The 23,065-nt window shown below is 60.0% G+C and carries 23 protein-coding genes and 1 riboswitch; of the genes, 9 read left to right on the top strand and 14 right to left on the bottom strand.

What is annotated here, in order from left to right; all coding sequences use genetic code 11:
* Positions 1 to 121 precede the first annotated feature (121 nt).
* The 3 genes from OK142_RS20380 to OK142_RS20370 all read right to left on the bottom strand — a co-directional run bounded on the left by OK142_RS20380 (position 122) and on the right by OK142_RS20370 (position 1,920).
* Positions 122 to 610, bottom strand: coding sequence for an Lrp/AsnC family transcriptional regulator (locus tag OK142_RS20380; protein ID WP_003507846.1), 489 nt, complete (start codon positions 608 to 610; stop codon positions 122 to 124).
* A gap of 70 nt (positions 611 to 680) precedes the next feature.
* Complete coding sequence (locus OK142_RS20375; RefSeq protein ID WP_498684825.1) at positions 681 to 1,334, bottom strand: uracil-DNA glycosylase family protein; 654 nt, start codon at positions 1,332 to 1,334, stop codon at positions 681 to 683.
* A complete protein-coding gene (locus OK142_RS20370) occupies positions 1,327 to 1,920 on the bottom strand; it encodes a thermonuclease family protein (RefSeq protein WP_498684824.1) in 594 nt (197 codons plus the stop codon). Before OK142_RS20370 ends, OK142_RS20375 begins: the two co-directional genes overlap by 8 nt.
* A 108-nt stretch (positions 1,921 to 2,028) precedes the next feature.
* Here OK142_RS20370 and pdhS2 point away from each other — a divergent pair, with 108 nt between their 5' ends.
* Entirely contained in the window at positions 2,029 to 3,564 is a 1,536-nt protein-coding gene (gene pdhS2, locus OK142_RS20365; RefSeq protein ID WP_003495275.1) for a two-component system sensor histidine kinase PdhS2, read from the top strand.
* Positions 3,565 to 3,570: 6 nt separating this feature from the next.
* Here the strand turns inward: pdhS2 and OK142_RS20360 are convergent, their stop codons facing one another.
* Positions 3,571 to 3,975 (bottom strand): diacylglycerol kinase, encoded by a 405-nt coding sequence (locus OK142_RS20360; protein WP_003495273.1) that lies wholly within the window; start codon positions 3,973 to 3,975, stop codon positions 3,571 to 3,573.
* 8 nt (positions 3,976 to 3,983) lie between these two features.
* On the bottom strand, positions 3,984 to 5,006 hold the full coding sequence (gene cobT, locus OK142_RS20355; RefSeq protein WP_498684822.1) for a nicotinate-nucleotide--dimethylbenzimidazole phosphoribosyltransferase: 1,023 nt from the start codon (positions 5,004 to 5,006) through the stop codon (positions 3,984 to 3,986).
* A 153-nt stretch (positions 5,007 to 5,159) separates the two neighbouring features.
* On the opposite strand from cobT, the gene OK142_RS20350 reads away from it, so the two are divergent.
* The 4 genes from OK142_RS20350 to ribB all read left to right on the top strand — a co-directional run bounded on the left by OK142_RS20350 (position 5,160) and on the right by ribB (position 7,934).
* Entirely contained in the window at positions 5,160 to 5,945 is a 786-nt protein-coding gene (locus tag OK142_RS20350) for an adenosylcobinamide-GDP ribazoletransferase (protein WP_498684821.1), read from the top strand.
* A gap of 19 nt (positions 5,946 to 5,964) precedes the next feature.
* A complete protein-coding gene (locus tag OK142_RS20345) occupies positions 5,965 to 6,159 on the top strand; it encodes a DUF1289 domain-containing protein (protein WP_498684819.1) in 195 nt (64 codons plus the stop codon).
* Positions 6,156 to 6,863: a TIGR02281 family clan AA aspartic protease gene (locus OK142_RS20340; protein ID WP_498684817.1), complete on the top strand. Its 708-nt coding sequence runs from the start codon at positions 6,156 to 6,158 to the stop codon at positions 6,861 to 6,863. Before OK142_RS20345 ends, OK142_RS20340 begins: the two co-directional genes overlap by 4 nt.
* A 160-nt stretch (positions 6,864 to 7,023) precedes the next feature.
* A riboswitch (FMN riboswitch) is annotated at positions 7,024 to 7,173 on the top strand.
* Between the two features lie 119 nt (positions 7,174 to 7,292).
* Positions 7,293 to 7,934 carry a 3,4-dihydroxy-2-butanone-4-phosphate synthase gene (gene ribB, locus OK142_RS20335; protein WP_498684815.1) on the top strand — a complete coding sequence of 214 codons (642 nt, stop codon included), beginning with the start codon at positions 7,293 to 7,295 and terminating at the stop codon, positions 7,932 to 7,934.
* Positions 7,935 to 8,134: 200 nt separating this feature from the next.
* Here ribB and OK142_RS20330 read toward each other — a convergent pair whose 3' ends face one another.
* The 4 genes from OK142_RS20330 to OK142_RS20315 all read right to left on the bottom strand — a co-directional run bounded on the left by OK142_RS20330 (position 8,135) and on the right by OK142_RS20315 (position 12,519).
* On the bottom strand, positions 8,135 to 8,896 hold the full coding sequence (locus OK142_RS20330; RefSeq protein ID WP_313608538.1) for an ABC transporter permease: 762 nt from the start codon (positions 8,894 to 8,896) through the stop codon (positions 8,135 to 8,137).
* The gene (locus OK142_RS20325) at positions 8,893 to 9,819 is read right to left on the bottom strand and encodes an ABC transporter ATP-binding protein (protein WP_498684813.1); all 927 of its coding nucleotides are present in this window, start codon (positions 9,817 to 9,819) and stop codon (positions 8,893 to 8,895) included. The genes OK142_RS20330 and OK142_RS20325 overlap by 4 nt, the downstream gene beginning before the upstream one ends.
* A 115-nt stretch (positions 9,820 to 9,934) precedes the next feature.
* Positions 9,935 to 10,756 carry a sulfite exporter TauE/SafE family protein gene (locus tag OK142_RS20320; protein ID WP_216329919.1) on the bottom strand — a complete coding sequence of 274 codons (822 nt, stop codon included), beginning with the start codon at positions 10,754 to 10,756 and terminating at the stop codon, positions 9,935 to 9,937.
* A gap of 494 nt (positions 10,757 to 11,250) precedes the next feature.
* Positions 11,251 to 12,519: an extensin-like domain-containing protein gene (locus OK142_RS20315; RefSeq protein WP_498684811.1), complete on the bottom strand. Its 1,269-nt coding sequence runs from the start codon at positions 12,517 to 12,519 to the stop codon at positions 11,251 to 11,253.
* A 100-nt stretch (positions 12,520 to 12,619) separates the two neighbouring features.
* Here OK142_RS20315 and OK142_RS20310 point away from each other — a divergent pair, with 100 nt between their 5' ends.
* Positions 12,620 to 12,778, top strand: a complete 159-nt coding sequence (locus OK142_RS20310; protein WP_158001523.1) for a hypothetical protein — start codon at positions 12,620 to 12,622, stop codon at positions 12,776 to 12,778.
* 96 nt (positions 12,779 to 12,874) lie between these two features.
* Here the strand turns inward: OK142_RS20310 and OK142_RS20305 are convergent, their stop codons facing one another.
* A complete protein-coding gene (locus tag OK142_RS20305) occupies positions 12,875 to 14,689 on the bottom strand; it encodes a methyl-accepting chemotaxis protein (protein WP_498684809.1) in 1,815 nt (604 codons plus the stop codon).
* Positions 14,690 to 14,942: 253 nt separating this feature from the next.
* Between OK142_RS20305 and OK142_RS20300 the strand changes: the two genes are divergently transcribed.
* Positions 14,943 to 15,257 (top strand): DUF1883 domain-containing protein, encoded by a 315-nt coding sequence (locus OK142_RS20300; RefSeq protein ID WP_082182554.1) that lies wholly within the window; start codon positions 14,943 to 14,945, stop codon positions 15,255 to 15,257.
* 80 nt (positions 15,258 to 15,337) lie between these two features.
* Here OK142_RS20300 and OK142_RS20295 read toward each other — a convergent pair whose 3' ends face one another.
* A complete protein-coding gene (locus tag OK142_RS20295; RefSeq protein WP_444561963.1) occupies positions 15,338 to 16,654 on the bottom strand; it encodes a replication-associated recombination protein A in 1,317 nt (438 codons plus the stop codon).
* Positions 16,651 to 18,057, bottom strand: a complete 1,407-nt coding sequence (locus OK142_RS20290) for a DegQ family serine endoprotease (RefSeq protein WP_035242340.1) — start codon at positions 18,055 to 18,057, stop codon at positions 16,651 to 16,653. Before OK142_RS20290 ends, OK142_RS20295 begins: the two co-directional genes overlap by 4 nt.
* Before the next feature lie 171 nt (positions 18,058 to 18,228).
* Here OK142_RS20290 and OK142_RS20285 point away from each other — a divergent pair, with 171 nt between their 5' ends.
* Positions 18,229 to 18,582, top strand: a complete 354-nt coding sequence (locus tag OK142_RS20285) for a lysozyme inhibitor LprI family protein (RefSeq protein ID WP_082182557.1) — start codon at positions 18,229 to 18,231, stop codon at positions 18,580 to 18,582.
* A gap of 3 nt (positions 18,583 to 18,585) precedes the next feature.
* Here the strand turns inward: OK142_RS20285 and OK142_RS20280 are convergent, their stop codons facing one another.
* Positions 18,586 to 19,587, bottom strand: coding sequence for a serine hydrolase domain-containing protein (locus tag OK142_RS20280; RefSeq protein WP_498684804.1), 1,002 nt, complete (start codon positions 19,585 to 19,587; stop codon positions 18,586 to 18,588).
* 388 nt (positions 19,588 to 19,975) lie between these two features.
* A complete protein-coding gene (gene ilvD, locus OK142_RS20275; protein ID WP_003495241.1) occupies positions 19,976 to 21,811 on the bottom strand; it encodes a dihydroxy-acid dehydratase in 1,836 nt (611 codons plus the stop codon).
* A 311-nt stretch (positions 21,812 to 22,122) separates the two neighbouring features.
* Between ilvD and msrP the strand changes: the two genes are divergently transcribed.
* Entirely contained in the window at positions 22,123 to 23,064 is a 942-nt protein-coding gene (gene msrP / locus OK142_RS20270; RefSeq protein WP_498684802.1) for a protein-methionine-sulfoxide reductase catalytic subunit MsrP, read from the top strand.
* Position 23,065: the final 1 nt, after the last annotated feature.

Raw genomic sequence — 23,065 nt, 5'->3', positions numbered from 1 at the left:
ACCTCCTTGCGCGACTGTGAGTCAACCCGCTTGCGCAGTTGCGGACCGACCAGACCACAAACGGAAAATGCCCTTCCCGGCAGCCGGAAAGGGCATTGATCTAAGCCTGATCAAGCGGGGATCACTCCTCGCCGGATTTCGGATTGTCGAGAAGCATGTAATCGAGCGGCAGTTCCGTCGTATATTTGATCTGTTCCATGGCAAAGGCCGACGACACGTCGCGAATCTCGATCTTGGCGATCATCCGCTTGTAGAAGGCGTCATAGGCCGCGATGTCAGGCACGACGACGCGCAGCAGATAATCGACATCGCCGCTCATGCGGTAAAACTCGACGACTTCAGGAAATTCGGACACCACCTCGGAAAACCGCTTCAGCCATTCGATGGAATGGGAAGCGGTGCGGATGGAGACAAAAACGGTGACCTTGGTGTTGACCTTGACCGGATCCAGCAGCGCCACGCGCCGACGGATGACACCGTCCTCCTCCATCTTCTGGATACGCCGCCAACAGGGCGTCGTGGAAAGGCCGACCTTCTTCGCCAGATCAGCGACAGCCAAGGTGGAATCTTCTTGCAGAATGCGCAAAATCTTACGGTCTAGGCGATCCAATGCGTCTACCCTCCTGAATTAATTTCCTTTCAATACACTAATTTTTAGAGAAAAACAGAAAATTGTTTCACTAAAGCCGCATTTCCACATGTCGGCGAAGAACCGGAAGCAACTCCTCCGTAAACCACGGGTTCTTTTTCAGCCAGCCGGTGTTGCGCCAGCTCGGATGCGGTAGCGCAAAGATGGCCGGCCCCGAATTCGAGTGAAAATAACTGCGCCAGTCGCGCACTGTCTCGGTCATGGTTTTTCGCCGCCTTTCACCCAGATGGAAGGCCTGCGCATATTGGCCAATGGCAAGGGTGAGTTCCACCTGCGGCATGGCCGCCATCACCCGCTCCCGCCATTTGGGCGCACATTCGCATCGCGGCGGCAGATCGCTGCCCTTGTCGTCATAACCGGGAAAACAGAACCCCATCGGCACGATGGCGAAACGGTCCGGATCGTAAAACGTCGCCCGGTCCACATTCAGCCACTGGCGAAGCCTGTCACCGGAAGCATCGTTGAAGGGCAGACCCGTTTCATGCACACGAAGCCCAGGTGCCTGCCCGGCAATCAGGATGCGCGCCTTCCTAGATATCACCACCACCGGCCGTGGTTCGTGCGGCAGACGATCGGAAGCACCTTTGAGCGGGGTATCACGACAGAGGCGACAGCGGGCGATCTCGGCACGCAGGCCATCCAGCCCGTCATCAGGTATCGATGGAGCCCGATCTGTCTCAGCCATTTTTCCACCCCAGAAGATGACGGACGATGGTCAAAAACCCAGCCGCTGGCGTCTCGATGTCGGCCGCACGGTGTTCGCGCCGCCATTCCGACGGTTTTTCGAATTCTCCAGCCCAGATACCGCGTGCCTCGCGACGCGCTGTCGCCTGCTCGCCGGAAAACTGGAAATAACCGGAGGCAACGGCAAAACCCGCCGCCACCATTTCCGACGAAACATCCTTCTCATCCGCCGAACAATAAACCAGCAACCGCCCGTAACGATCTCTGGAACTGCCGGAACAGGAGACTTGGGCGCCGTCCATCAACCTTCGCAGAAAGCGGCGCGCCTCCTCGCCGCAGGGCCAGCTCTCGCCGCCGCGCACGCATGTCTGCGATAGCTCGGGCGCGTCGATGCCGAGCAGCCGGAACCGCTCCCCGCCCTTTGCGAGCGTGTCGCCATCGATCACGAAGAAACGGCCGCTATGGGTCTCGCTATTGACGAGGTCCAGCTTGGCGGCAATCAGAATGCCGAGAAAAACCGTCGCCAGAAAAAGCCCGCCGTCGCGAAAGGCCGAAAAACGCCTGCGTCTGCCTCCATTTCGTCCCATGTAACAACAAACCCTTGTCAGAAATGGCAAACAAATCCTTTCACGGCAGCATCTTCTTAAGATTTTGCGCGTAGCCTGCAAGGGTTCATGTCACCCCACGTTGTAACAATGAGTAAAAGCGTCAGCACGTCCACCGACAAGATCATCGTCGACCGGTCGAAAAAACACCGCAACAAGGCGGTTTTCGACACGGTGAAGACGACACGCGAACGCCTGCAGCAGGGCGCTGGCGGAAGTGACGCTTATGAACGTGAAATGCTGACGATGCATATCGCCGAAGCCCTTCAGGGCGCGATGATCATGCCGCTCTTCATCGTACTCGCCTCCATCATCGGTTTGTACATCACCCGTGACATAGGGCTGATCATCTGGTCGCTTATCGCCCTTAGTTTCCACGCCATGTCGCTGATGCTGGCCAAAAGGGCGGCAAAACAGGAAATTACAGCGGAAAATCTGCAGCATTGGCGTAATCTCTTCCTTGGCATGCAGATCCTCATCGGCTGCGCCTGGGCGATGTTTGCGCTCGCCGAACCGGCGCGCAATGATCCGACACTCGTCCTCTTCTTCAAGGGCGCGACACTGCTGATCGCCCTTTCGCTCACTGCCATGGCCAATTTCATGCTGCGGCGGGCGACATTCATGACCTTCCTGCCGGTGCTGGCCGCTCTCTGCGTCACCTCGGCCATATCGCGCGATCCCTTCGATGTCGGCCTTGCCCTGATGTTCGGCATGGCGATCCTTTTCTGTCATCGCATCACCAGCCGGCTTTATCAGACCAGCGTCAAGCTGCTTTCGTCGCAGACTGAAAAGGACGATCTGATCGCCGAACTCGAAGTCGCCAACTCGGTCTCGGATGAGGCGCGGCGGCGCGCGGAAGAGGCGAATCTGGCAAAATCACGCTTTCTCGCCTCCATGTCGCATGAGCTCAGGACCCCGCTCAACGCCATTCTCGGCTTCTCCGAAGTCATGGCCTCGGAAGTGCTCGGTCCGCTCAATAATCCGCTCTACAAGGAATATTCCGGTGATATCCACCGCTCAGGCCAGCATCTGCTCGATCTGATCAACGAAATCCTCGACCTGTCGCGCATCGAAGCCGGCCGCTACGACCTCAACGAGGAATCGATCTCGATGCTGGAAATCGCCGAGGATTGCATCGGCATGATCCAGCTTCGCGCCCGCGCCAAGACGATCAGGATTTCGCAGCAATTCGAAAGCAGCCTGCCGCAGGTATGGGCCGATGAAAAATCCATCCGCCAGGTGATCCTGAACCTTCTCTCCAATGCGGTGAAATTCACGCCGCAGGGTGGCGAAATTCTCGTAAAGGCAGGCTGGACGGCGGGCGGCGGGCAATATGTCTCGATCAGGGATAACGGCCCCGGCATTCCCGAAGACGAAATCCCCATCGTCCTTTCGGCCTTCGGTCAGGGATCTATCGCGATCAAGAGCGCTGAACAGGGAACGGGGCTAGGCCTGCCCATTGTTCAGGCGATCCTCGCCAAACATGACGGCCAGTTCATCCTGAAGTCGAAATTGCGCGAGGGCACCGAAGGCATCGCCATCCTGCCGGCAAAGCGCGTGCTGCAAAGCCTGCCCGCCGTGGAGGAAACCCACGCCATCCAGCCGCGCCGGCGATCCTTCGCCTGAGACACCTCAGAAGAACAGCGTCGTCACCAGCGAATAAAGCACGAAAAATCCGTTTGCCATCAGAAGGCAGAAGACGGCGAAGGAGCCGAGATCCTTGGCATGCCGCCCGACCGAGGAGATTTCCGGCGAAATACGATCCACCAGTTCCTCAATTGCGGTATTGAGCGCCTCAACCGCAAACAGAAGCAGCATCAGCACCGTAAAAACGAGAAGATGCGCAAAGGGCGCGCCGGCCACCAGAAGCAGGGCAAGTCCGACGCCGAAGGCGAGAACCTCATGACGGAACGCCGCCTCCTGCCATAGCCTTCCCAGCCCCTGCACGGAATAACGTGCGGCGGCAAAAAGATGCCGCCAACCCTTTTCCTTGCGGAAGGCGGGCTCAGCTTGCTTCTTTTGCGGCGTCGCGTCCATCTTCGACCTCAATGGCTGATGCGGGTGTCCACACCCGCTGCTTCAAAGGTCGCCATGCCGGAATGGCAGGCGGCGGCGGCCTTGACGATACCGGCGGCCAGAGCAGCACCCGTTCCCTCGCCAAGCCGCATGCCAAGCGCCAGAAGCGGCGTCTTGTCAAGTTTTTCGACGGCAGCGAGATGGCCGGGTTCACCCGAGACATGGCCGATCAGGCAATGGTCGAGCGCGGAAGGATTGGCCGCTTTCAACAATGCGGCGGCGGCCGTGGCTACATAACCGTCGATCAACACGGGAATGCGCTGCACGCGCGCCGCAAGGATGGCGCCGGCAATCGCCGCAATCTCACGTCCGCCAAGACGGCGCATGATTTCCAGCGGGTCGGACAGGTGATCTTTATGGAATTCCACGGCAGCCTTCACCGCCGCAATCTTGCGCGCCATGACATCGCCTTCCGAGCCGGTGCCGGGACCGGTCCACTCTTCCGCCGTGCCGCCGTAAAGCGCCAGATTGATCGCCGCCGCGATGGTCGTGTTGCCGATACCCATTTCACCGACGCAGAGAAGATCGGTGCCGCCAGCAATCGCCTCCATGCCGAAGGCCATGGTCGCGGCGCAATCGCGCTCCGAAAGGGCCGGCTCGCAGGTGATGTCTCCGGTCGGATAGTCGAGCGCCAGATCGAATATCTTGAGACCGAGATCGTTGGAGACGCAGATCTGGTTGATCGCAGCACCGCCTGCCGCGAAATTCTCCACCATCTGCTGCGTTACCGACGTCGGATAGGGCGTGATGCCGTGACGCGTGACGCCATGATTGCCGGCAAAGATCGCCACCAGCGGACGGGTGACGGCGGGCGAACGGCCGGACCATGCGGCGAGCCACATGGCGATTTCTTCCAGACGGCCGAGCGAGCCCGCAGGCTTGGTCAATTGCGCATTGCGCTCCTTGGCCGCCACAAGCGCATGCGTGTCCGGGCCGGGAAGCTCGCGCAGCAGCGCGCGGAAATCATCGAAGGGCAATCCGCTCATGCTCATGGTATCAGTCTCTTTCGTAGCCGGGTTGGCTTTCGCATCGGCTCATGCGTCCGGAAACTTGTGTTTTCCGGCAAATCGGTCTTTGTTGCGCCTCTCATAATCGCGGATGCGCCGCGGAACAACCGGAAATGCAAGTACTGCAGCGGAGAGAGCATGAAGGCCGGGGATTTTATAACAGATGTCATGCATTCCGTTGCCTTTCTCAGCCGCCTGCCGGTTCCTTCGCGCTTTTTCAGTGATCGTGAAGACATCTCGATGCGCCGCACCGCCCGCGCCTTTCCCGCCGCCGGTCTGTTGATCGCCTTGCCCGCGGCTTTCCTTGTGGTCCTTCTCGCCGCCTTCGACGCCTCACCCCAGCTTATCGGCTGGCTCGCCATCGCCGTCACCGCCCTCATCACCGGCGCGCTGCATGAAGACGGGCTGGCCGATATGGCCGACGGTTTCGGCAGCGGCAAGGACCGGGCCCGAACGCTTGACATCATGAAGGACAGTCGCATCGGCAGCTATGGCACGATCGCCATCATCCTGTCCTTCGCGCTTCGCGCAACGGCACTTGCATCGCTGATCGAGACCCTGCCCGCCAGGACCGCCGCCGCCTGCCTGATCGCCGCACTGGTGATGAGCCGCGCCCTGATGGTGTGGCACTGGCAGGCGTTGCCGGCCGCAAAAACCACCGGCATCGCCGCCGCCGCCGGGCAGCCGGGGACAAGCGAGCGAAACATCGCGCTGGTGACCGGCCTGCTGCTGTTCGCGCTCTTCACCCTGCACGCCCTGCCCTTTGTATCGATCGTTGTCGTTCTGGCGGCGGCTTGGCTCGCGACGGCGCTATTCGGCAGGCTCTGCGTCAGCAAGATCGATGGCCACACCGGTGATACCATCGGCGCCTGCCAGCAGATCACGGAGATCGTGATTCTCATCGCTCTTGCCCTTGCGGCGTGACGGCCTGATATAGATCACCATGGAAACGCCATGCATTCACATCTGCTCTCTTGATGCGACCGACAGCCTCTGTATCGGTTGCGGCCGCACGCTGGAGGAAATCGGCGGCTGGGCGAGCTATAGCGACGAGACGCGCCGCAGGATCATGCAGGCGCTTCCGGAAAGACTGGCAAGAGCTGGCAAGGATGCCGCCAAGGAGACGCCCACCGCATGAACAGGCTGACTATCGTTCTCCTCCTGCTGGCCGTCGGTCTCGGCCTGCTTCTCGTCAATCACGACAGCGGCCGCACCTTCGGCATCGACAACGACAAGTTCGGACAGATGATCTATTTCCTGCCGATCGCCGGGCTCCTGTCCGTCGGCATTCTGGCGGGAAGGCGCGGCAGCTTCGGCACCGTCATCCGTCAGCTTGCCGTCTGGCTCGTCATCATCCTCGGCCTGGTCTCGCTCTACCTCTATCGCTACGACCTGCAATCCTTCGGCGACCGGCTGCTGGGCGGGCTGATGCCGGGCCGCGCCGTGGTGGTAACGACCTCAGGCGGCGAACAGGAGATAATACTGCACAAATCGATGAGCGGTCACTTCGAGGCGAATGTCGGCGTCAATGGCAAGACCATCCACATGCTCGTCGACACCGGTGCAAGCTCCGTGGTGCTCGCCAATGCGGATGCGGCGACAATCGGCATCGATACGACGAGCCTGCGCTACACCGTACCTGTCATGACGGCGAACGGTCGAACGGCGGCGGCCCCCGTCACCCTGTCGGAAATCGGCATCGGCCCCATCATGCGGCGCAACATCCCTGCTCTCGTCGCGCAGGACGGGCAATTGGGCCAGAGCCTGCTCGGCATGAGCTTCCTGTCTACCCTCGGCTCGCTGCAGATGCAGACCGACGAACTGAGATTGCGGGATCGGTAAAAGCTCGCCGCCGGGCGATCATTCACATTGCTCCGACCTGGTTACCTGCTTCTGAAAGGAATTTCCCCGGTCAGGAAATAATCGGATATTCTTTTCGCCGATCACCTGTCGCAGCGCAGCATTGCCCCTTGATTCCCCCTTGATTGATAAATTATGTTGGCAATGTTCTCAGGGCGGGGCGCAATTCCCCACCGGCGGTATCGGGATTTTCCCGGAGCCCGCGAGCGCTTTCGGCCTCCAAAACCGAAAGGTCAGCAGATCCGGTGAGAGGCCGGAGCCGACGGTATAGTCCGGATGGAAGAGGACAAGGCATAGGACACCCGCGCTCTGCGGGCTTCGCATTGCATTGTTCGCCCAAGGGATATTTGGCGCTTCTCGAAGCGCGAAAATGCCGCAAAACGGCATAACCCTTGAAAGGCTTGAAAGAAAATGACCATTGCTAGAATTGAAGACGCGATCAAAGCCATTTCCCGTGGCGAGATGGTGATTGTCGTTGACGACGAGGATCGCGAAAATGAAGGCGATATCATCGCCGCTTCCGACAGCATCACCCCGCAGCAGATCGCCTTCATGATGAACCATGCGCGCGGGCTCATCTGCGTCGCCATGCCGGGCGAGCGTCTCGATGCGCTCGACATTCCGCTGATGGTGTCGCGCAATACCGAATCCCTCAAGACGGCCTTCACTGTTTCCGTGGACTATATTCCCGGCACGACCACGGGCATATCGGCAGCGGACCGGGCCAATACCGTGCGTGCACTGGTGTCGGAAGGTTCGCGTCCGGAAGACTTCGCGCGTCCCGGCCATATCTTCCCGTTACGCGCCAACCCTAATGGCGTTCTCGGCCGCACCGGCCACACCGAAGCGGCCGTCGATCTGTGCCGCCTTGCCGGTAAATACCCCTGCGGCACCATTTGCGAAATCGCCAATGACGACGGCACCATGGCCCGCCTGCCGCAGCTCAAGGTCTTCGCGGAACGCCACGGCCTGCTCATCGTCACGATCAAGGACCTCGTCTCCTATCTGACGGGCGAGGTTGTGGAAGACGTGGCGCAGAAGCAGGTCGCCTGATCTGCGCTTTTCCGAATACGAAAACGCCCGGCGCAAGCCGGGCGTGAAATGGGTAACTGAAGCGCTGAAACCTCTCAGCTCCGTCATCCTCGGGTTTGACCCGAGGATCCACAACCCGGCGTAACGATGGATCCTCGGGTCAAGCCCGAGGATAACGTTGTGTGTGAGGAGCACTCAGCGATCCGTGCCGCGCTGAAACCTCAGTTGCGCAGCCTGTAACCCGTCTTGAACATCCAGCTGACGACGCCAAGGCAGATCGCGAGAAACAGCGTGATCATCGCAAGGCTGATGACGGGATTGACGTCGGCGATCTCGTAGAAGCTCCAGCGGAAACCGCTGATGAGATACAGCACCGGATTGAAATGGCTGACCGTCTGCCAGAAGGGCGGCAGCATGTCGATGGAATAGAAGCTGCCACCGAGGAAGGTCAGAGGCGGCACCACCAGCATGGGGATGAGGTTCAGCTGCTCGAAATTCGTCGCCCAGATGCCGATGATGAAACCGAACAGGCTGAAGCTCACCGCCGTCAGCACAAAGAACAGGATCATCATGAACGGATGGGCGATGGTGATATCCACGAAGAAGGATGCCGTTATCAGGATGATCGTGCCGATCATCAGGCCCTTGGTCGCCGCCGCCCCCACATAGCCGGCGACAATTTCCGTCATCGATACGGGCGCTGACAAAATCTCGTAGACCGTGCCGGTGAATTTCGGAAAATAGATGCCGAAGGAGCCGTTGCTGATGCATTGCGTCAGAAGCGTCAGCATGATGAGGCCCGGCGTTATGAACGCGCCGTAGGAAACCCCGCCAACCTCCTGAATCCGCGAACCGATCGCGGTTCCGAAGACGATGAAATAAAGCGAGGTGGAGATGACCGGCGATACCACGCTCTGCAACAGGGTGCGGCGGGTACGCGCCATTTCGAACAGGTAGATGGACTTGATGGCTTCGAAGTTCATTTCTGGCCTCCCACCAGCGAAACAAAGATATCCTCAAGCGAACTCTGCCGCGTTGAAATATCCTTGAAATGGATGTTGGCGGCGGAAAGAGCGCTGAGAAGATCGGCGATTCGTCCCTGCTCGCCATTATCCTCGATTTCATAGGTGACGGTGCAGCGGTCGTCCGAAAGCGTCAGGCCGAAAGCCGAAAGATTATCCGGCAATTTCTCGACGGGATGCGAAAGCTCGAGGAAAAGCTGCTTGCGGCCGAGCTTCTTCATCAGCGCCGTCTTTTCTTCCACCAGCAGTAATTCGCCGCCATTGATCACGCCCACACGGTCGGCGATCTCTTCTGCCTCCTCGATATAGTGCGTTGTCAGGATGATGGTGACGCCCTTGGCGCGCAGTTCTGAAACCACATTCCACATGTCGCGGCGCAAGGCCACATCAACGCCGGCGGTGGGTTCGTCAAGGAACAGAACCTTCGGCTCGTGCGCCAGCGCCTTGGCGATCAGCACGCGCCGTTTCATGCCGCCGGAAAGCTCCCGCAGCATATTGTCCTTCTTGCTCCAGAGCGACAGGGATTTCAGGATGCGCTCAATCAGCTCCGGGTTCTTCTTCTGCCCGTGCAGGCCGCGCGAGAAGCTGACGGTGTTCCAAACGGTCTCGAACTGGTCGGTCGTCAGCTCCTGCGGCACGAGGCCGATCAGGGCGCGGGTCTGGCGAAAATCCTTCACCACGTCATGCCCGCCGACAAACACCGACCCCTCGCCCGGATTGACGAGACCACAGACGATGGAGATCAGCGTGGTCTTTCCGGCGCCATTCGGCCCGAGAAGGGCAAGGATTTCGCCCTCTCTGATATCGAGGCTGACACCCTTTAACGCCTGAAAGCCATTTGCGTAGGATTTGGTCAGATTCCGTATCGAAACAATGGCATTCATCGCGAATCTTTCGAAAAACCGAGTAAGATGCACGCCATATAGGCCGTGGAACGCGCAAATGCCAGTCCAATGCCAGTCCAGGGGCCTGAACACTGCGTTCGGCAGGGAAGGAAAATCAGCCGTAGACGCTATAGAAAAACTGCGCTGCGACGAAGACCAGAAACACACCGAAGGCCCGTTCCAGCTGCTTCTTGCTGAGCGCATGCGCCAGCCGCGCGCCATAGGGCGCAACGACAAGCGTGATGGGGATCAGGAGCACCACGGCGATCCAGTTGATGAAGCCGGTGGAAAATGGCGGCAGGCCCGCATCGCCCCAGCCGGCCCAGATATAGCCCAGGAGACCCGGCAGCGAAATCAGCACACCGACACCGGAAGACGTGGCAACCGCCTGATGGATGGTGCGTCCGTAGAGCGTCATGAAGGTATTGTTCATCACCCCGCCGCCAACGCCCATCAGGCCGGAAAAAAGCCCGATGCCCGTGCCCACCAGAAACCGGCCCGGATTATTCGGCAGGTCTGAACCAAGATGCCAGCTCGCCCGGTTGAAGATCATCCGGAAGGCGAGCGCGAGCGCAATGAAGGCGAAGATCAGCCGGAGCGCGACGCTGGAGGCATGGGCGGCCACGACAGATGCGAGGATGGTGCCGAGCGGCACGGCGACGATCCAGCCCTTCAGCAGATCGATATCGACGGCGCCTTTCTGGCGATGCGTCAGAAACGAGCGGATGGAAGTCGGCACGATGATGGCAAGCGACGTGCCGAGCGACAGATGCATGCGCACCGCCTCCGGCACCTCCAGAAGGCCAAAGACATGGTAGAAGACGGGCACCAGAACCGCGCCGCCGCCGATGCCGAACAGCCCCGCCAGAAGACCGGCGATCACGCCAGCCGCCGCAAGCGCCGCGGCAAAGACCATTATCTCTGAAACAGGGGGCATGAAGGTGGGCTCCCGGGGTCCGTTGTCACAAACATGTGACCCTCATAGCGTATCAGAGACGGGCGGCAAGCCATGTTGGCCGCAGGTCAGTACGGCGCGATGTCTTTTGCCGCCTATCCCGCGCCGGATAGACCGCTTCTTGGGACCATGTCCCATTGCATGCCCTTGCAAAGACGCCGATATCCCCCCGATAAGGCAGTCTTCTTCACCGGCCTTCGGGCCGGTCTTTTTTTGCGCCACATGCTCAGGACAAGTCCACTATTTACTGTCTGGTTTAAATTCCGGACAACCCGCATTCCCTTTGAAATCGGCGACGGAGGCGAAGGGTCACCATTCTCCCGGCGTCATCCTCGGCCCTGCGCCGAGGATCTAATCACGTCGATTAAAATCAATCGGTCGCAGATGCTCGGGACAAGCCCGAGCATGACGCAGGAGAGATTTTCAAACTTTGCCACGAACCTCGACAACCTTCAAATCTACCCCGGCAGTTCGATTTAATCGCAATGCCTGTAACCTGACTTGCGGGTGCGCAGGTCGAAGTGAAAATGGTTCCAGTGATTGGGATCGCTGCCCGGCCCGAGAACGGTCGAGAAATATTTACAGCTATCGGACCTCACCGCCTTCAGCAGCGCTTTCTCGCGGAAGGCGAAGAAGCTTTTGCTGCGAACATCGATCTCCTTGCCGTTTTTCAGCGTGATGGTGCCGATATCGATGGCATTGCCGCGCGCATGTTCGGACCACGGGTTGCTGGAGCGCGAATTCATCTTGCGGCAGGAATAACCGCCCATCGGCGTGATGCGGCCAACGCCCGAGAGATAACGGAAGCGCGAGGATGGCACGAGTTCGAACTTCACCCATTTGGCGAAGGCAAGCGTGACCTGGCAATTGAGCTTCACCGCCGGGCGGATGGCAACGCCGCTGGCGAGCCCGCTAAGTTCGATAGGATAGTCGATGCCGCAGGTCGGACCATCGGCAATGCGGGCGACGTCTCGGAAAGCGACGCCGAGGCGACGCAGTTCGGAGCGGCAGGCGACTTCAGAGGACGGCATGACGCCGGGCGGCATGGTTGACCGGTTGCTTTGCAAGCCGCCGCGCGCCATGGGATCATTTGGCATCAGCATGGCGACCTCCTCCACCGGCTGGCGGCGGGAAGACGAGCCAACGGGTGGCGGCGGTATCAACCGCGATTGCCCGGCACTCTGCTGCCGGCGCGGCGGAGCGACGGCGACCGGATTATCTGTGCCTATGCCATCCACCACCGGCTGCTCCGAGACACCTTCGGCAATATCGGCATCCTGCTCTTCCGCGAGCCCACGCACCGGCTCCACGCCCAGCATGGAATCCATGTTCACTCCGCCCTCGCCTTCGGCGATCTGGCTGGAGGTAACCTGCTGGTTGGGCATGCTGGGAGAGGTCATGCTCTGGCCGCTTGCGGCCATGCGCGCCTGATGCTGGCCGTCGAGTGTGGAATATCCCTGCCCGCCCTGTGGCGATTGCAGCAGGGGATCCTGCGAGGCGTAAGGTTCCGGCATCGGCTGCGACACGGCCGCGGGATAATCGGAGGACTGCCCGACCCGCTCGGCCTGATAGACGGCTCCTGATGGCGCGCTGTAGCCCTGCTGCCGCGACGACCGGATGGCGCTGACACGCGTGGTGCCATCCACCTCGGCCGGCGGCACGAGGCCCTCCGCCGAACACGACACCATGACCGTGGAAATCATCAGCAACGTCACAAGACGACGCGGAAGGGAAACATACGCCATACGAGAACCTGTACCTTCAGCGGCCGCTACTCGCGGCAATACAGGATAAATTTTAAAGAAATGAGGTAAACGAAACCTTATTGGTTGCGGGAAATAACGAATGGTCGACTATGGCATTCAAAAAAGAAAGGGCGCAGTCAGGCTGCGCCCTATCGGCCTCGGCATTCATCTGCACGGCCTAGCTTATTTAAGCGACGCTCTCATCCTCCGTCATGCCGGCCTTGAGCCGGCATCCAGCCAGCCCAAGTCCTTGGGCTGAAAAGAGTCGTTTAGCCACGCAGACGCGTGGACTGGATTCCGGCTCAAGGCCGGAATGACGGTAGGAAATGCCCCGATCAGCCCCGTATGACAAAAATCACGCCGCCAGCGAGACCCCGCGTCCTGCCCCGTTTCCGAGTTCGAAACGGGAAAGCAATGAGCGCAGCTGGTGGCTCTCCTCGGCAAGCGTCTGGCTGGCTGCCGTCGTTTCTTCCACCATGGCGGCATTCTGCTGCGTCATCTGATCCATGTGGTTGACGGAGGTATTGATCTCCTGCAGGCCCGTCGCCTGTTCCCGCGCCGCCGTGGCGATGGAGTTGACGTGGCCTTCGACGCGGTTGACCAGTTCCACGATCTCGTCCAGCGCATCGCCCGTGGAGCGCACCAGCGCGACACCGCCGCCAACCTCTTCCGCGGAGCGATTGATAAGGGTCTTGATTTCCTTGGCGGCATTGGCCGAGCGCTGCGCGAGTTCACGCACCTCCTGCGCCACCACGGCGAAACCGCGCCCCGCTTCACCAGCGCGAGCGGCCTCCACGCCGGCATTCAGCGCCAGAAGGTTGGTCTGGAAAGCGATTTCGTCGATGACGGAAATGATCTGACCGATACGTTTGGACGAGTCCTCGATACGGCCCATGGCGTCGACGGCATTGCGCACGATCTCGCCAGAGCGACCGGCGCTCGTTTTCGTGTCCTGCACCATCTGCCGCGCCTCATTGGCCCGCTCGGAAGCGGTGCGTACCGTGGCGGTGATCTCGTCGAGAGCCGCTGCCGTCTCCTCCAGCGCCGCCGCCTGCTGTTCTGTCCGGCGCGAGAGATTGCCGGTTGCGCCGCTGATATCGGCAGCACTGTCATTGACGACATCGCCGGTTCTGGCAATCGCCTCGATGGCGCCATGCAGCGCGCCGACGGCCCGGTTGAAGTCCATGCGCAGCTTTTCATATTCGGCGCCGATATCGGCAAGCTCGACGGTCAGATCACCATTGGCGAGCGCTTCCAGCGAGTTGCCGAGCGCATTCATGGCATGGGCCTGACGTTCGGATGCGGAACGCAGGACCATCTCATTGCCGTGACGCGCCTCCTCCAGCGCCCGTTGCTGCTCCACTTCGCGGGCCTGCAGGGCGCTGCGTTCATTGACGCTGTCTCGCAGCACCAGCAGTGTTTTCGCAATCGCACCGATTTCGTTGCGACGGTCTGCGAACTGGATTTCAGCCGCACCGTCCCCGTCAGCGATACGCTTCATGCTCTGGCGGATGAGATCGATCGGCCGCGTCACGCTGCGCACGACGGCGGCGGCCACGCCAATCACCAGCAAGGCCGACAAAACACACAGCCCGATGTTGAAATAGGCATCGTTCCAGAAAACCGCCTCGAGATCATCGACATAAACCCCGGTGCCGACGATCCATCCCCAGGGCGCGAACCCGGCGACATGGGAGAACTTCTCGACGGGATCCGGCGCGCCGGGCTTCGGCCAGTAATAGTCGACAAAACCCTGACCGCCCGCCTTCACCGTATTGACGAATTCAACGAAGAGCGCCTTGCCGTTCGGATCCTTGTTGGCGGTTAGATCGGTGCCGTTCATCTCGGGCTTGATCGGATGCATCACCATCTTGGGATGCATGTCGTTGATCCAGAAATAGCCGCTGCCATTGCCATAACGCATCGCCGCGATCGTGGTCTTGGCCTGCTGCTGCGCTGCCTCCCGCGTCAAGGCGCCGCTCTGCTCCAGACGATAATATTGTTCGAGAATGGCGACAGCTGTTTCGTTCATGGATGCAAGCCCCGCTTTGCGCTCGCGCTCCATTTCATGGAAGGTTTCGAAGAGGCTGAATGTCAGCGCTGCGGTCAATATTGCCAGAAACAATGCAACGAGCGCATAAAGGCGCATAGATATCGTAACGTTTTTCATATTCCCCCCAACGCCGCTGACGGCACTTCGACCAGACGATGTTAAGGTTGAAAAATTTATTATCATTAAATACGCATGTTATACGTTAGTACTATCCCATAACGGCTTTCTGAGCCCCGCCAATACTCTTCGCAGTCGGTCAAGAACGCCACGGCAGCCCGAAATCCGACAACTGTCCTGCGGCTTTAAAGGGCTCGTTAACCCTGAGGTCCTATCCTCATCTGCCAAAATATACGGTATTGGGAGGCGCGCGATGGCACGGCCGAATTTCCGCTTTACGCATTATGACCTGAAGGAATTGCGGGCTGGGACGACCATTGAAATCTCCCTGTCGGCCGTCAACAATGTACGGCTGATGACAGGCGCGAATTTCCAGCGTTTCACCGAATTGCTCGATTTCAAATATCTCGGCGGCGTCGCGAAAAAATCGCCGATCCGCATCAGCATTCCCGAGACCTTGCACTGGCATCTGGTGATCGATGCCGAAGGGCATAGTGGTCTGGCAGAATCCTCGGTCAAGATGTTGCCAGCGCCGTCGCAGGCCATGCAGCACCGCAAAGCGTCCTGATTTCTGTTTAAAAACAAATGGATGCTACGGCTTTGCGACTCATTTTGGCAAGCGCCTGATTCTTTTTGTGAAGATGACGCTTAACGCGAACCGCGCTCGCGGCGCAGCTTCGCCCACCAGTCGAGACGCTTGCGGATTTCCCGCTCGAAACCCCTGTCGGGCGGATCGTAGAAGGTCGTGCGCCCCATTTTTTCCGGGAAATAATCCTGCCCTGAAAAGGCATCCGGCTCATCGTGGTCATAGCGATAGCCGTCGCCGTAGCCCTCACCCTTCATCAGCTTGGTCGGCGCGTTCAATATATGCTTCGGCGGCACCAGCGAACCGTTTTCCTTGGCCGCCCGCATAGCCGATTTGAAGGCGGTATAAACGGCATTCGATTTCGGCGCAGTGGCGAGATAAACGCAGGCCTGTGCCAGCGCCAGCTCGCCTTCCGGTGAGCCCAGATAGTCATAAGCGTCCTTGGCGGCATTGCAGACGGCAAGCGCCTGCGGATCGGCAAGGCCGATATCCTCCACCGCCATACGCACCAGCCGGCGCCCTAGATAGAGCGGGTCTTCGCCGGCATCGAACATGCGGGCGAGGTAATAAAGTGCCGCGTCAGGGTCCGAACCACGCACCGATTTATGCAGCGCGGAAATGAGATTGTAGTGGCCGTCCTGGCTCTTGTCGTAAACCGGGGCGCGGCGCTGCACGATGCGCGTCAGCCCTTCGGTATCGAAAGTCTCATCCTTGCGCGCGGCACGCCAAACCTCTTCGGCAAGCGTCAGCACGGCGCGGCCGTCGCCATCGGCCATGCGGATCAGGCTCGCACGTGCCTCCTCCGTTAGCGGCAGAGGCTTGCCCTCCGCCTCCTCGGCGCGCTTCAGAAGTTCGCTGAGGCTCTCCTCGTCATGCGAGCCGAAGGTCAGGACACGCGCGCGCGACAAAAGAGCGGCATTGAGTTCAAAGGACGGGTTCTCGGTGGTGGCGCCCACCAGAATGATGGTGCCATCCTCCATCACCGGCAGAAAGCTGTCCTGCTGGGCTCGATTGAAGCGATGAATCTCGTCGACGAAAAGCAGCGTCTGCCGGCCATTCATCCGCCGCGTGCGCGCAGCTTCGAAAACCTTCTTGAGATCGGCGACACCGGAAAAGATCGCCGATATCTGCTCGAAAGCCAGACCAGCCTCGCCGGAAAGCAGGCGGGCAACCGTCGTTTTACCGGTTCCGGGCGGCCCCCAGAAAATCATCGATCCAAGCGAGCCGCTATCGATCATGCGGCGCAGCACGCCCTCTTCGCCCGTCAGATGCGGCTGCCCGCTCACCTCCGCCAGCGTCTTCGGACGCAGGCGATCGGCAAGAGGCCGCCGGTTGGCGACCTCCACGGGCACTTGTGGGGCAAAGAGGTCGTCGCTCATCGCAGGAACTGCCGGATACGTTGGCCGTCGCGCAGGATTTCCACCCGCCAGAAACCGGGATTGTCATCCAGCGCCCTCTCGACCGCAGCCGTGGAGCCGATATCCGCACCGTTCAGCGACAGGATGACGTCTTTCGGCTGGAAGCCGACGCGATAGGCCGGTGAACCGCGCTTCACGTCGGTGATGACAACGCCGGTCACCTGCGAAGGCATGCGCAGCTCATCGGCAAGCTTCGGCGAGAGATTGGCGACAGTGGCACCGGCAAAGGGGTTGCGGCCCTCGAGCAGCCGCTCGTCGCGCGGCGCGGTTTCCGGCGCCGTATCAAGCGCGATGGTCACCTTTTTCTCTTTACCCTTGTCCATGACAGTCAGTTCGGCGGATTTGCCGATGCCGGCGGTCGTCAGGCGATAACCGAGTGCATCCGGATGCTCGACCTCGAAACCATTGACGGCGGTGACGACCTGCCCAGGCTCAATGCCCGCCTTTTCGGCCGGGCCGCCTTTGACGACGCTGACGACGAGCGCGCCGCGGGCGCGGTGCAGGCCGAGCGCCTCGGCGACATCGGAGGTCACGGGATCGAAGGTTGCGCCGATATAGGGCCGCTGGAAACTCGCATCTCCCCGCTCGGCGGCAGCGACGAACACCCGGACCAGATTGGCGGGAATGGCAAAACCGATGCCGTTCGACCCACCGCCCTTGGAAAAGATGGCAGTGTTGATGCCGATCAGCTCACCCGCCATGTTCATCAGCGCACCACCGGAATTGCCAGGGTTGATGGAAGCATCTGTCTGGATGAAGAAGCCGAAATCGCCCTGCGTCACCTGGTTGCGCGCAAGGCCGGAAACGATGCCGCTCGTCACCGTCTGGCCGACACCGAAGGGGTTGCCGATGGCAAGAACGAGATCGCCGACCTCAAGCGCATCCGAATTACCGAGCGACAGCACCGGAAACTGTTCCTTTGCATCGATCTGCAGAATGGCGAGGTCGATGCGGTCGTCCTTCAACAGCACCTTGGAGGAAAATTCGCGCCCATCCGCCAGCGCCACCTTGATGTCGTCGGCACCATCGATGACGTGATTGTTGGTCACGACAAGGCCACCGGCGGTCACGATCACGCCCGAACCGAGCGACGACTGCTTTTCCGTGCGGTTCGGCATCTGCTGTCCGAAGAACTGCTCGAAGAAAGGATCGCCAGCAAAGGGGGAAAGACGCCGCTGCACGACACGTTCGGCATAGACGTTCACCACAGCCCCTGCGGTACGCTTGACCAGCGGCGCAAAGGACAGCTGCATTTCCGTGTGGCTCGACGGCACGGCCCTGTTGTCCTGCGCCTGCGCGCCCATGGGCAGGAGAACGAGCGCGGCAAGAAAGCCGGTGGACAAATACTTCAACACGCTTCGCATGTGATTCCTCATGGTCATCAGTATGATGGAGTTATAACGTCAAAGCCTGTAAAGCAAAGAGCGGCAAGATGATGGCCGGCCATTTCGGTGCGGGGACAAGAGCCGGCAGTTGGAACCAACCACGCTGTTTTTCGGTTTCACCCACCAGACTGTCCTCAAAAGAGACGCCCCATGCATCTGAAACGCACACTTCTTGCCTCCAGCATCATCCTCGCCTTCTCCGCTCTTGTTTCGCCGGCCAGCGCGGCAAGCTTCGATTGCACGAAGCCCGATCTTGCAGCGGACGAAAAGGCGATCTGCGACAACCGCGCCCTCAACGACCAGGATGTGAAGATGGCCACCACCTTCGACATCCTCACCCAGCTGATGGCGATGGGCGCACGCGACACGTTGCGTGACGAACAGAGCCAATGGCTGAAGAGGCGCCAGGAATGCGCGGCGGATGTCGCCTGCCTCACCGGCGCTTACGAGGAACGTATGAACAAGCTCGGCGAAGCGTTCCAGAGCATCAACAGACCGCTTTGATTGTCACGCCACGCGGATGATGTTCTCCATCAGCTCGTGCAGCTGGTCGCGATAGCCGGTTCTGGCCGAAGGCGCGTCCTCGCGTGAGGTCATGACAACGGAAAGTCGTTTGGCGGGTACGATATAAAGCATCTGCCCGCCATAACCCCAGGCATAATAGACCGTCGAACCCGCCATCTCCTTGATGAACCAGCAATAGCCGTAACCATCGCCGTTGAAGACGGAGTTGGTGCGCTGTTGCCAGGATTGGTTGATCCAGCCTTGCGAAATCAGCCGCTCGCCGCCGGGAGTCACACCGCCCAGCCGGTAAAGCTCGCCAAACGCAAGCAGCGAGCGCGCCGTCATCGCCATCTGGTTGCCGCCGAGATAGATGCCCTGTGGATCACGCTCCCAGCCCCCGATGGCGAAACCCTCCAGCGGCCGGAACCAGTCGCGCGCCAGAGAGAGCGTCGAGCGGCCGGATGCCTTGGTCAATATCGCCGAAAGCAGATGCGTGGAGCCGGTGGAATAAAGCATGCCGCCACCCGGATCTCCGGCAAACCCAGACCCCAGAGCCATCCGCACCCAGTTGCGGCTGGCGACCCAGCGACCGTAATTCGGCCCGGACATGCGCTCCAGACCCGATTGCATGGAAAGCAGGTTGCCGATTGTCACCCTTTCCAGACGCGGATCGGGGTTCTGCGGAAAATCACCGCGTAGAATAGTGGCGATCGGCTGGTCGGCCCCATCAAGTATCTTGCGATCGATCGCCATGCCGACCAGCGCCGAAATGACCGATTTCGAGGCCGACTTGATGTTGGTGGAACCGTTGAGGCCGGCGCCATGATAGGCGCGGCTGGCCACCTCCCCGCCATCGACGCTGACGATGACGGCCTTGAGGCTCGAAAGCGCATCCGCATTCCGCAGCAATGGTTCGAAACGGACGCCGTTGCCGGCGCTTTGCGCGCGGGCAAGATGGGCAACAGGCAGGGACGCAATGAGGGCGAGTGCGGTTCGTCTTTTCATGCTGTTGAAGTTAGCAATCACCACGCCGTGGAAAAGCCCCGCTGGACGAAATCACTCCAACGTGACCGCGGGGATAGCGGGCATCCGGCCGGGAATTTTCGAATTTACAACGGTAAAACAGCAGGTTGCGTCGGCTTTAAGAATCAAGCTCTGAGGCAATTGAATCTGTTTCTGAACCGCGAGTAGCATTCGCCAAAAGCGCAATAAAAAGCCGCCCCGAAAGGGCGGCTGGTCAAGGATGATAGATCTATCCTCACATTCAACGTCTTCCTCGGGCTTGTCCCGAGGATCCATGGCGTTCACGGCTTATGGATCCTCGCCTCAAGGGCGAGGATGACGGAGGAAGGTTGCGCACCTTCGCCCTTGCCCGAAACCGCCGAAAAGGCGCTTACTCCGGCAAGATCCGAACGGCACCCTTGTCCGCGCTGGACGCAAAAGCGGCGTAGGCCTTCAGCGCCGTCGTCACGTTACGCTTGCGCGGCGCCTCCGGCTTCCAGCCACGCTCTTCCTGTTCGGCGCGACGCGACGCGAGTTCCGCATCCGGCACATTGAGGTTGATCGTACGGTTCGGAATGTCGATCTCGATGAGATCGCCCTGGCGTACGAGGCCGATGGCACCGCCCTGCGCCGCTTCCGGCGAGGCGTGACCGATGGAGAGGCCCGAAGTACCGCCGGAGAAACGACCATCAGTGATCAGCGCGCAGGCTTTGCCGAGGCCCTTGGACTTGAGGTAGCTGGTCGGATAGAGCATTTCCTGCATGCCCGGCCCGCCCTTCGGCCCTTCGTAACGGATGACGACGACGTCGCCCGCCTTGACCTCATTGCCTAGAATGCCCTTCACCGCCGCATCCTGGCTTTCGTAAACGACGGCCGGGCCGGTGAATTTCAGGATGGATTCGTCGACACCCGCCGTCTTCACGATGCAGCCGTCGAGCGCGATATTGCCGTAAAGCACGGCCAGACCGCCATCCTTGGAGAAAGGCTTTTCGACCGAACGAATGACGCCGTTGTCGCTATCCGTGTCCAGATCGTCCCAGCGCGAGGACTGGCTGAAGGCCACCTGCGTCGGCACGCCGCCCGGCGCGGCCTTGAAGAACTGCCGCACCGTTTCGCTGTTGGTGCGGGTAATGTCCCAGCGATCGATGGCGTCGCCCAGCGTCGCCTCGTGCACCGTATAGGTGTCTCGATTGATAAGACCGCCACGCTCCAGCTCGCCGAGAATACGCATGATACCGCCGGCGCGGTGAACATCTTCCATGTGCACGTCCTGCTTGGCGGGCGCGACCTTGGAAAGGCAGGGAACCTTGCGGGAAAGACGGTCGATGTCTTCCATGCCGAAATCGACGCCGCCCTCATGCGCGGCCGCCAGAATATGCAGCACCGTGTTGGTGGAGCCGCCCATGGCAATATCCAGTGACATGGCGTTTTCGAATGCCGCCTTGTTGGCAATGGTGCGCGGCAGGACGGTTTCATCATCCTGCTCGTAATAACGGCGCGCCAGATCGACGATCAGATGGCCGGCCTCGACGAAAAGGCGCTTGCGATCCGAATGGGTGGCGAGCGTCGAGCCATTGCCGGGCAAGGACAGGCCCAGCGCCTCGGTCAGACAGTTCATGGAATTGGCGGTGAACATGCCGGAACAGGAACCGCAGGTCGGGCAGGCGGAGCGCTCGATGATCTTGACGTCCTCATCGGAAATCTTGTCATCGGCGGCAGCCACCATGGCATCAACCAGATCGAGCGCCACAGTCTTGCCGTGCAGGACGACCTTGCCCGCTTCCATCGGACCACCGGAGACGAAGACGGCGGGAATGTTGAGGCGCATCGCCGCATTCAGCATGCCGGGCGTGATCTTGTCGCAGTTGGAAATGCACACCATCGCGTCGGCGCAATGGGCATTGACCATATATTCCACCGAATCCGCGATGATTTCGCGCGAAGGCAGCGAATACAGCATGCCGTCATGGCCCATGGCGATACCATCATCGACCGCAATGGTGTTGAACTCCTTGGCGACGCCGCCTGCCGCCTCGATTTCGCGGGCAACAAGCTGGCCAAGGTCCTTCAGATGCACGTGACCGGGCACAAATTGCGTGAAGGAATTGACCACCGCGATGATCGGCTTGCCGAAATCGCTGTCTTTCATGCCGGTGGCGCGCCAAAGGCCGCGCGCGCCCGCCATGTTGCGGCCGTGGGTTGTCGTTCTGGAGCGATAGGCTGGCATGGTGTTTTCCTCGATCTCATGGCAGAAAGGCGCATTTCCGCCGAAGCGGTCAAATGACCCCTGCCCCATTTTGCGGTTTTTCTAGCGCAAACCGCAAGCCCTGTCACTGTCACCTTCGGGCAAAACAGTACGGTCCGGTACGGTACGCTTCATCTATGCCCGTAATTCTGGCGGCATCTCATCACAAATTCGCGATTTCCGCCGTCCCATCGTTGTTTTTACACAGAGCGCTGAAACATATCTGTGCAGCGACCGTATTGGCTATCATAATCGATTTATCGCCGATGCACCCGGCTTTTGTGGAGGTTTGAATGCCCGCCTATCGTCCGCCCGTAATCGCGGCAAGAGAAATCACGCCAAAGAATGTCTACCTCTCCAGACGCGGCTTCCTCTGCACGGCGGCAGGGCTTGCGGCAGTAGGGCTGGCTGGCCGCGAGGCGATTGCCGCACCGCTGTCGGCAACAGCCGGTGCGTACAAGCTGGATGAAAAGCTCACCCCGCTCGATGCGGTCACCAGCTACAATAATTTCTACGAATTCGGCGTTGGAAAATCCGACCCCAAGGAAAACTCCGGCAAATTCAAGCCCAATCCCTGGACGGTGAAGGTGGACGGCCTCGTCTCCAAGCCGCAGGAATTCGGCATTGAAGACCTCATGAAATATCCGCTGGAGGAGCGCACCTATCGCATGCGCTGCGTCGAGGGCTGGTCGATGGTCATTCCATGGATCGGCTTCCCACTCGCCGCCCTTCTCGACAAGGTGGAGCCGCTCGGCAGTGCGAAATATGTGTCCTTCGAAACCGTGGTGCGGCCCGAGGAAATGCCGGGCCAGAGCGGCCTCTTCCAGCCTCTGTCCTGGCCTTATGTCGAGGGCCTGCGCCTCGATGAAGCGCGCCATCCTCTCACCATCCTCGCCGTTGGCCTTTATGGCGAGACATTGCCGAACCAGAATGGCGCGCCGATCCGCCTCGTCGTTCCCTGGAAATATGGTTTCAAGGGTATCAAATCCATCGTGCGGATCTCGCTTGTCGAGGAACAGCCGGAAACCACCTGGAAAAACTCCAACGCCCGTGAATATGGCTTCTATTCCAACGTCAATCCGCATGTCGACCATCCCCGCTGGAGCCAGGCAACGGAACAGCGCATCGGCGAAGGCGGCTTTTTCGGCACGCAGAACCGCCCGACCCTGATGTTCAACGGTTATGATGAGGTGGCAAGCCTTTATACCGGGCTGGATCTGAAAGCGAATTACTGAC

Origin of the sequence: Agrobacterium sp. BT-220-3 (genome assembly GCF_025910175.1) — a bacterium.
GTDB classification, from domain to species: Bacteria; Pseudomonadota; Alphaproteobacteria; order Rhizobiales; family Rhizobiaceae; genus Agrobacterium; species Agrobacterium oryzihabitans.
This window is presented reverse-complemented; position numbering and strand designations above follow the sequence as displayed.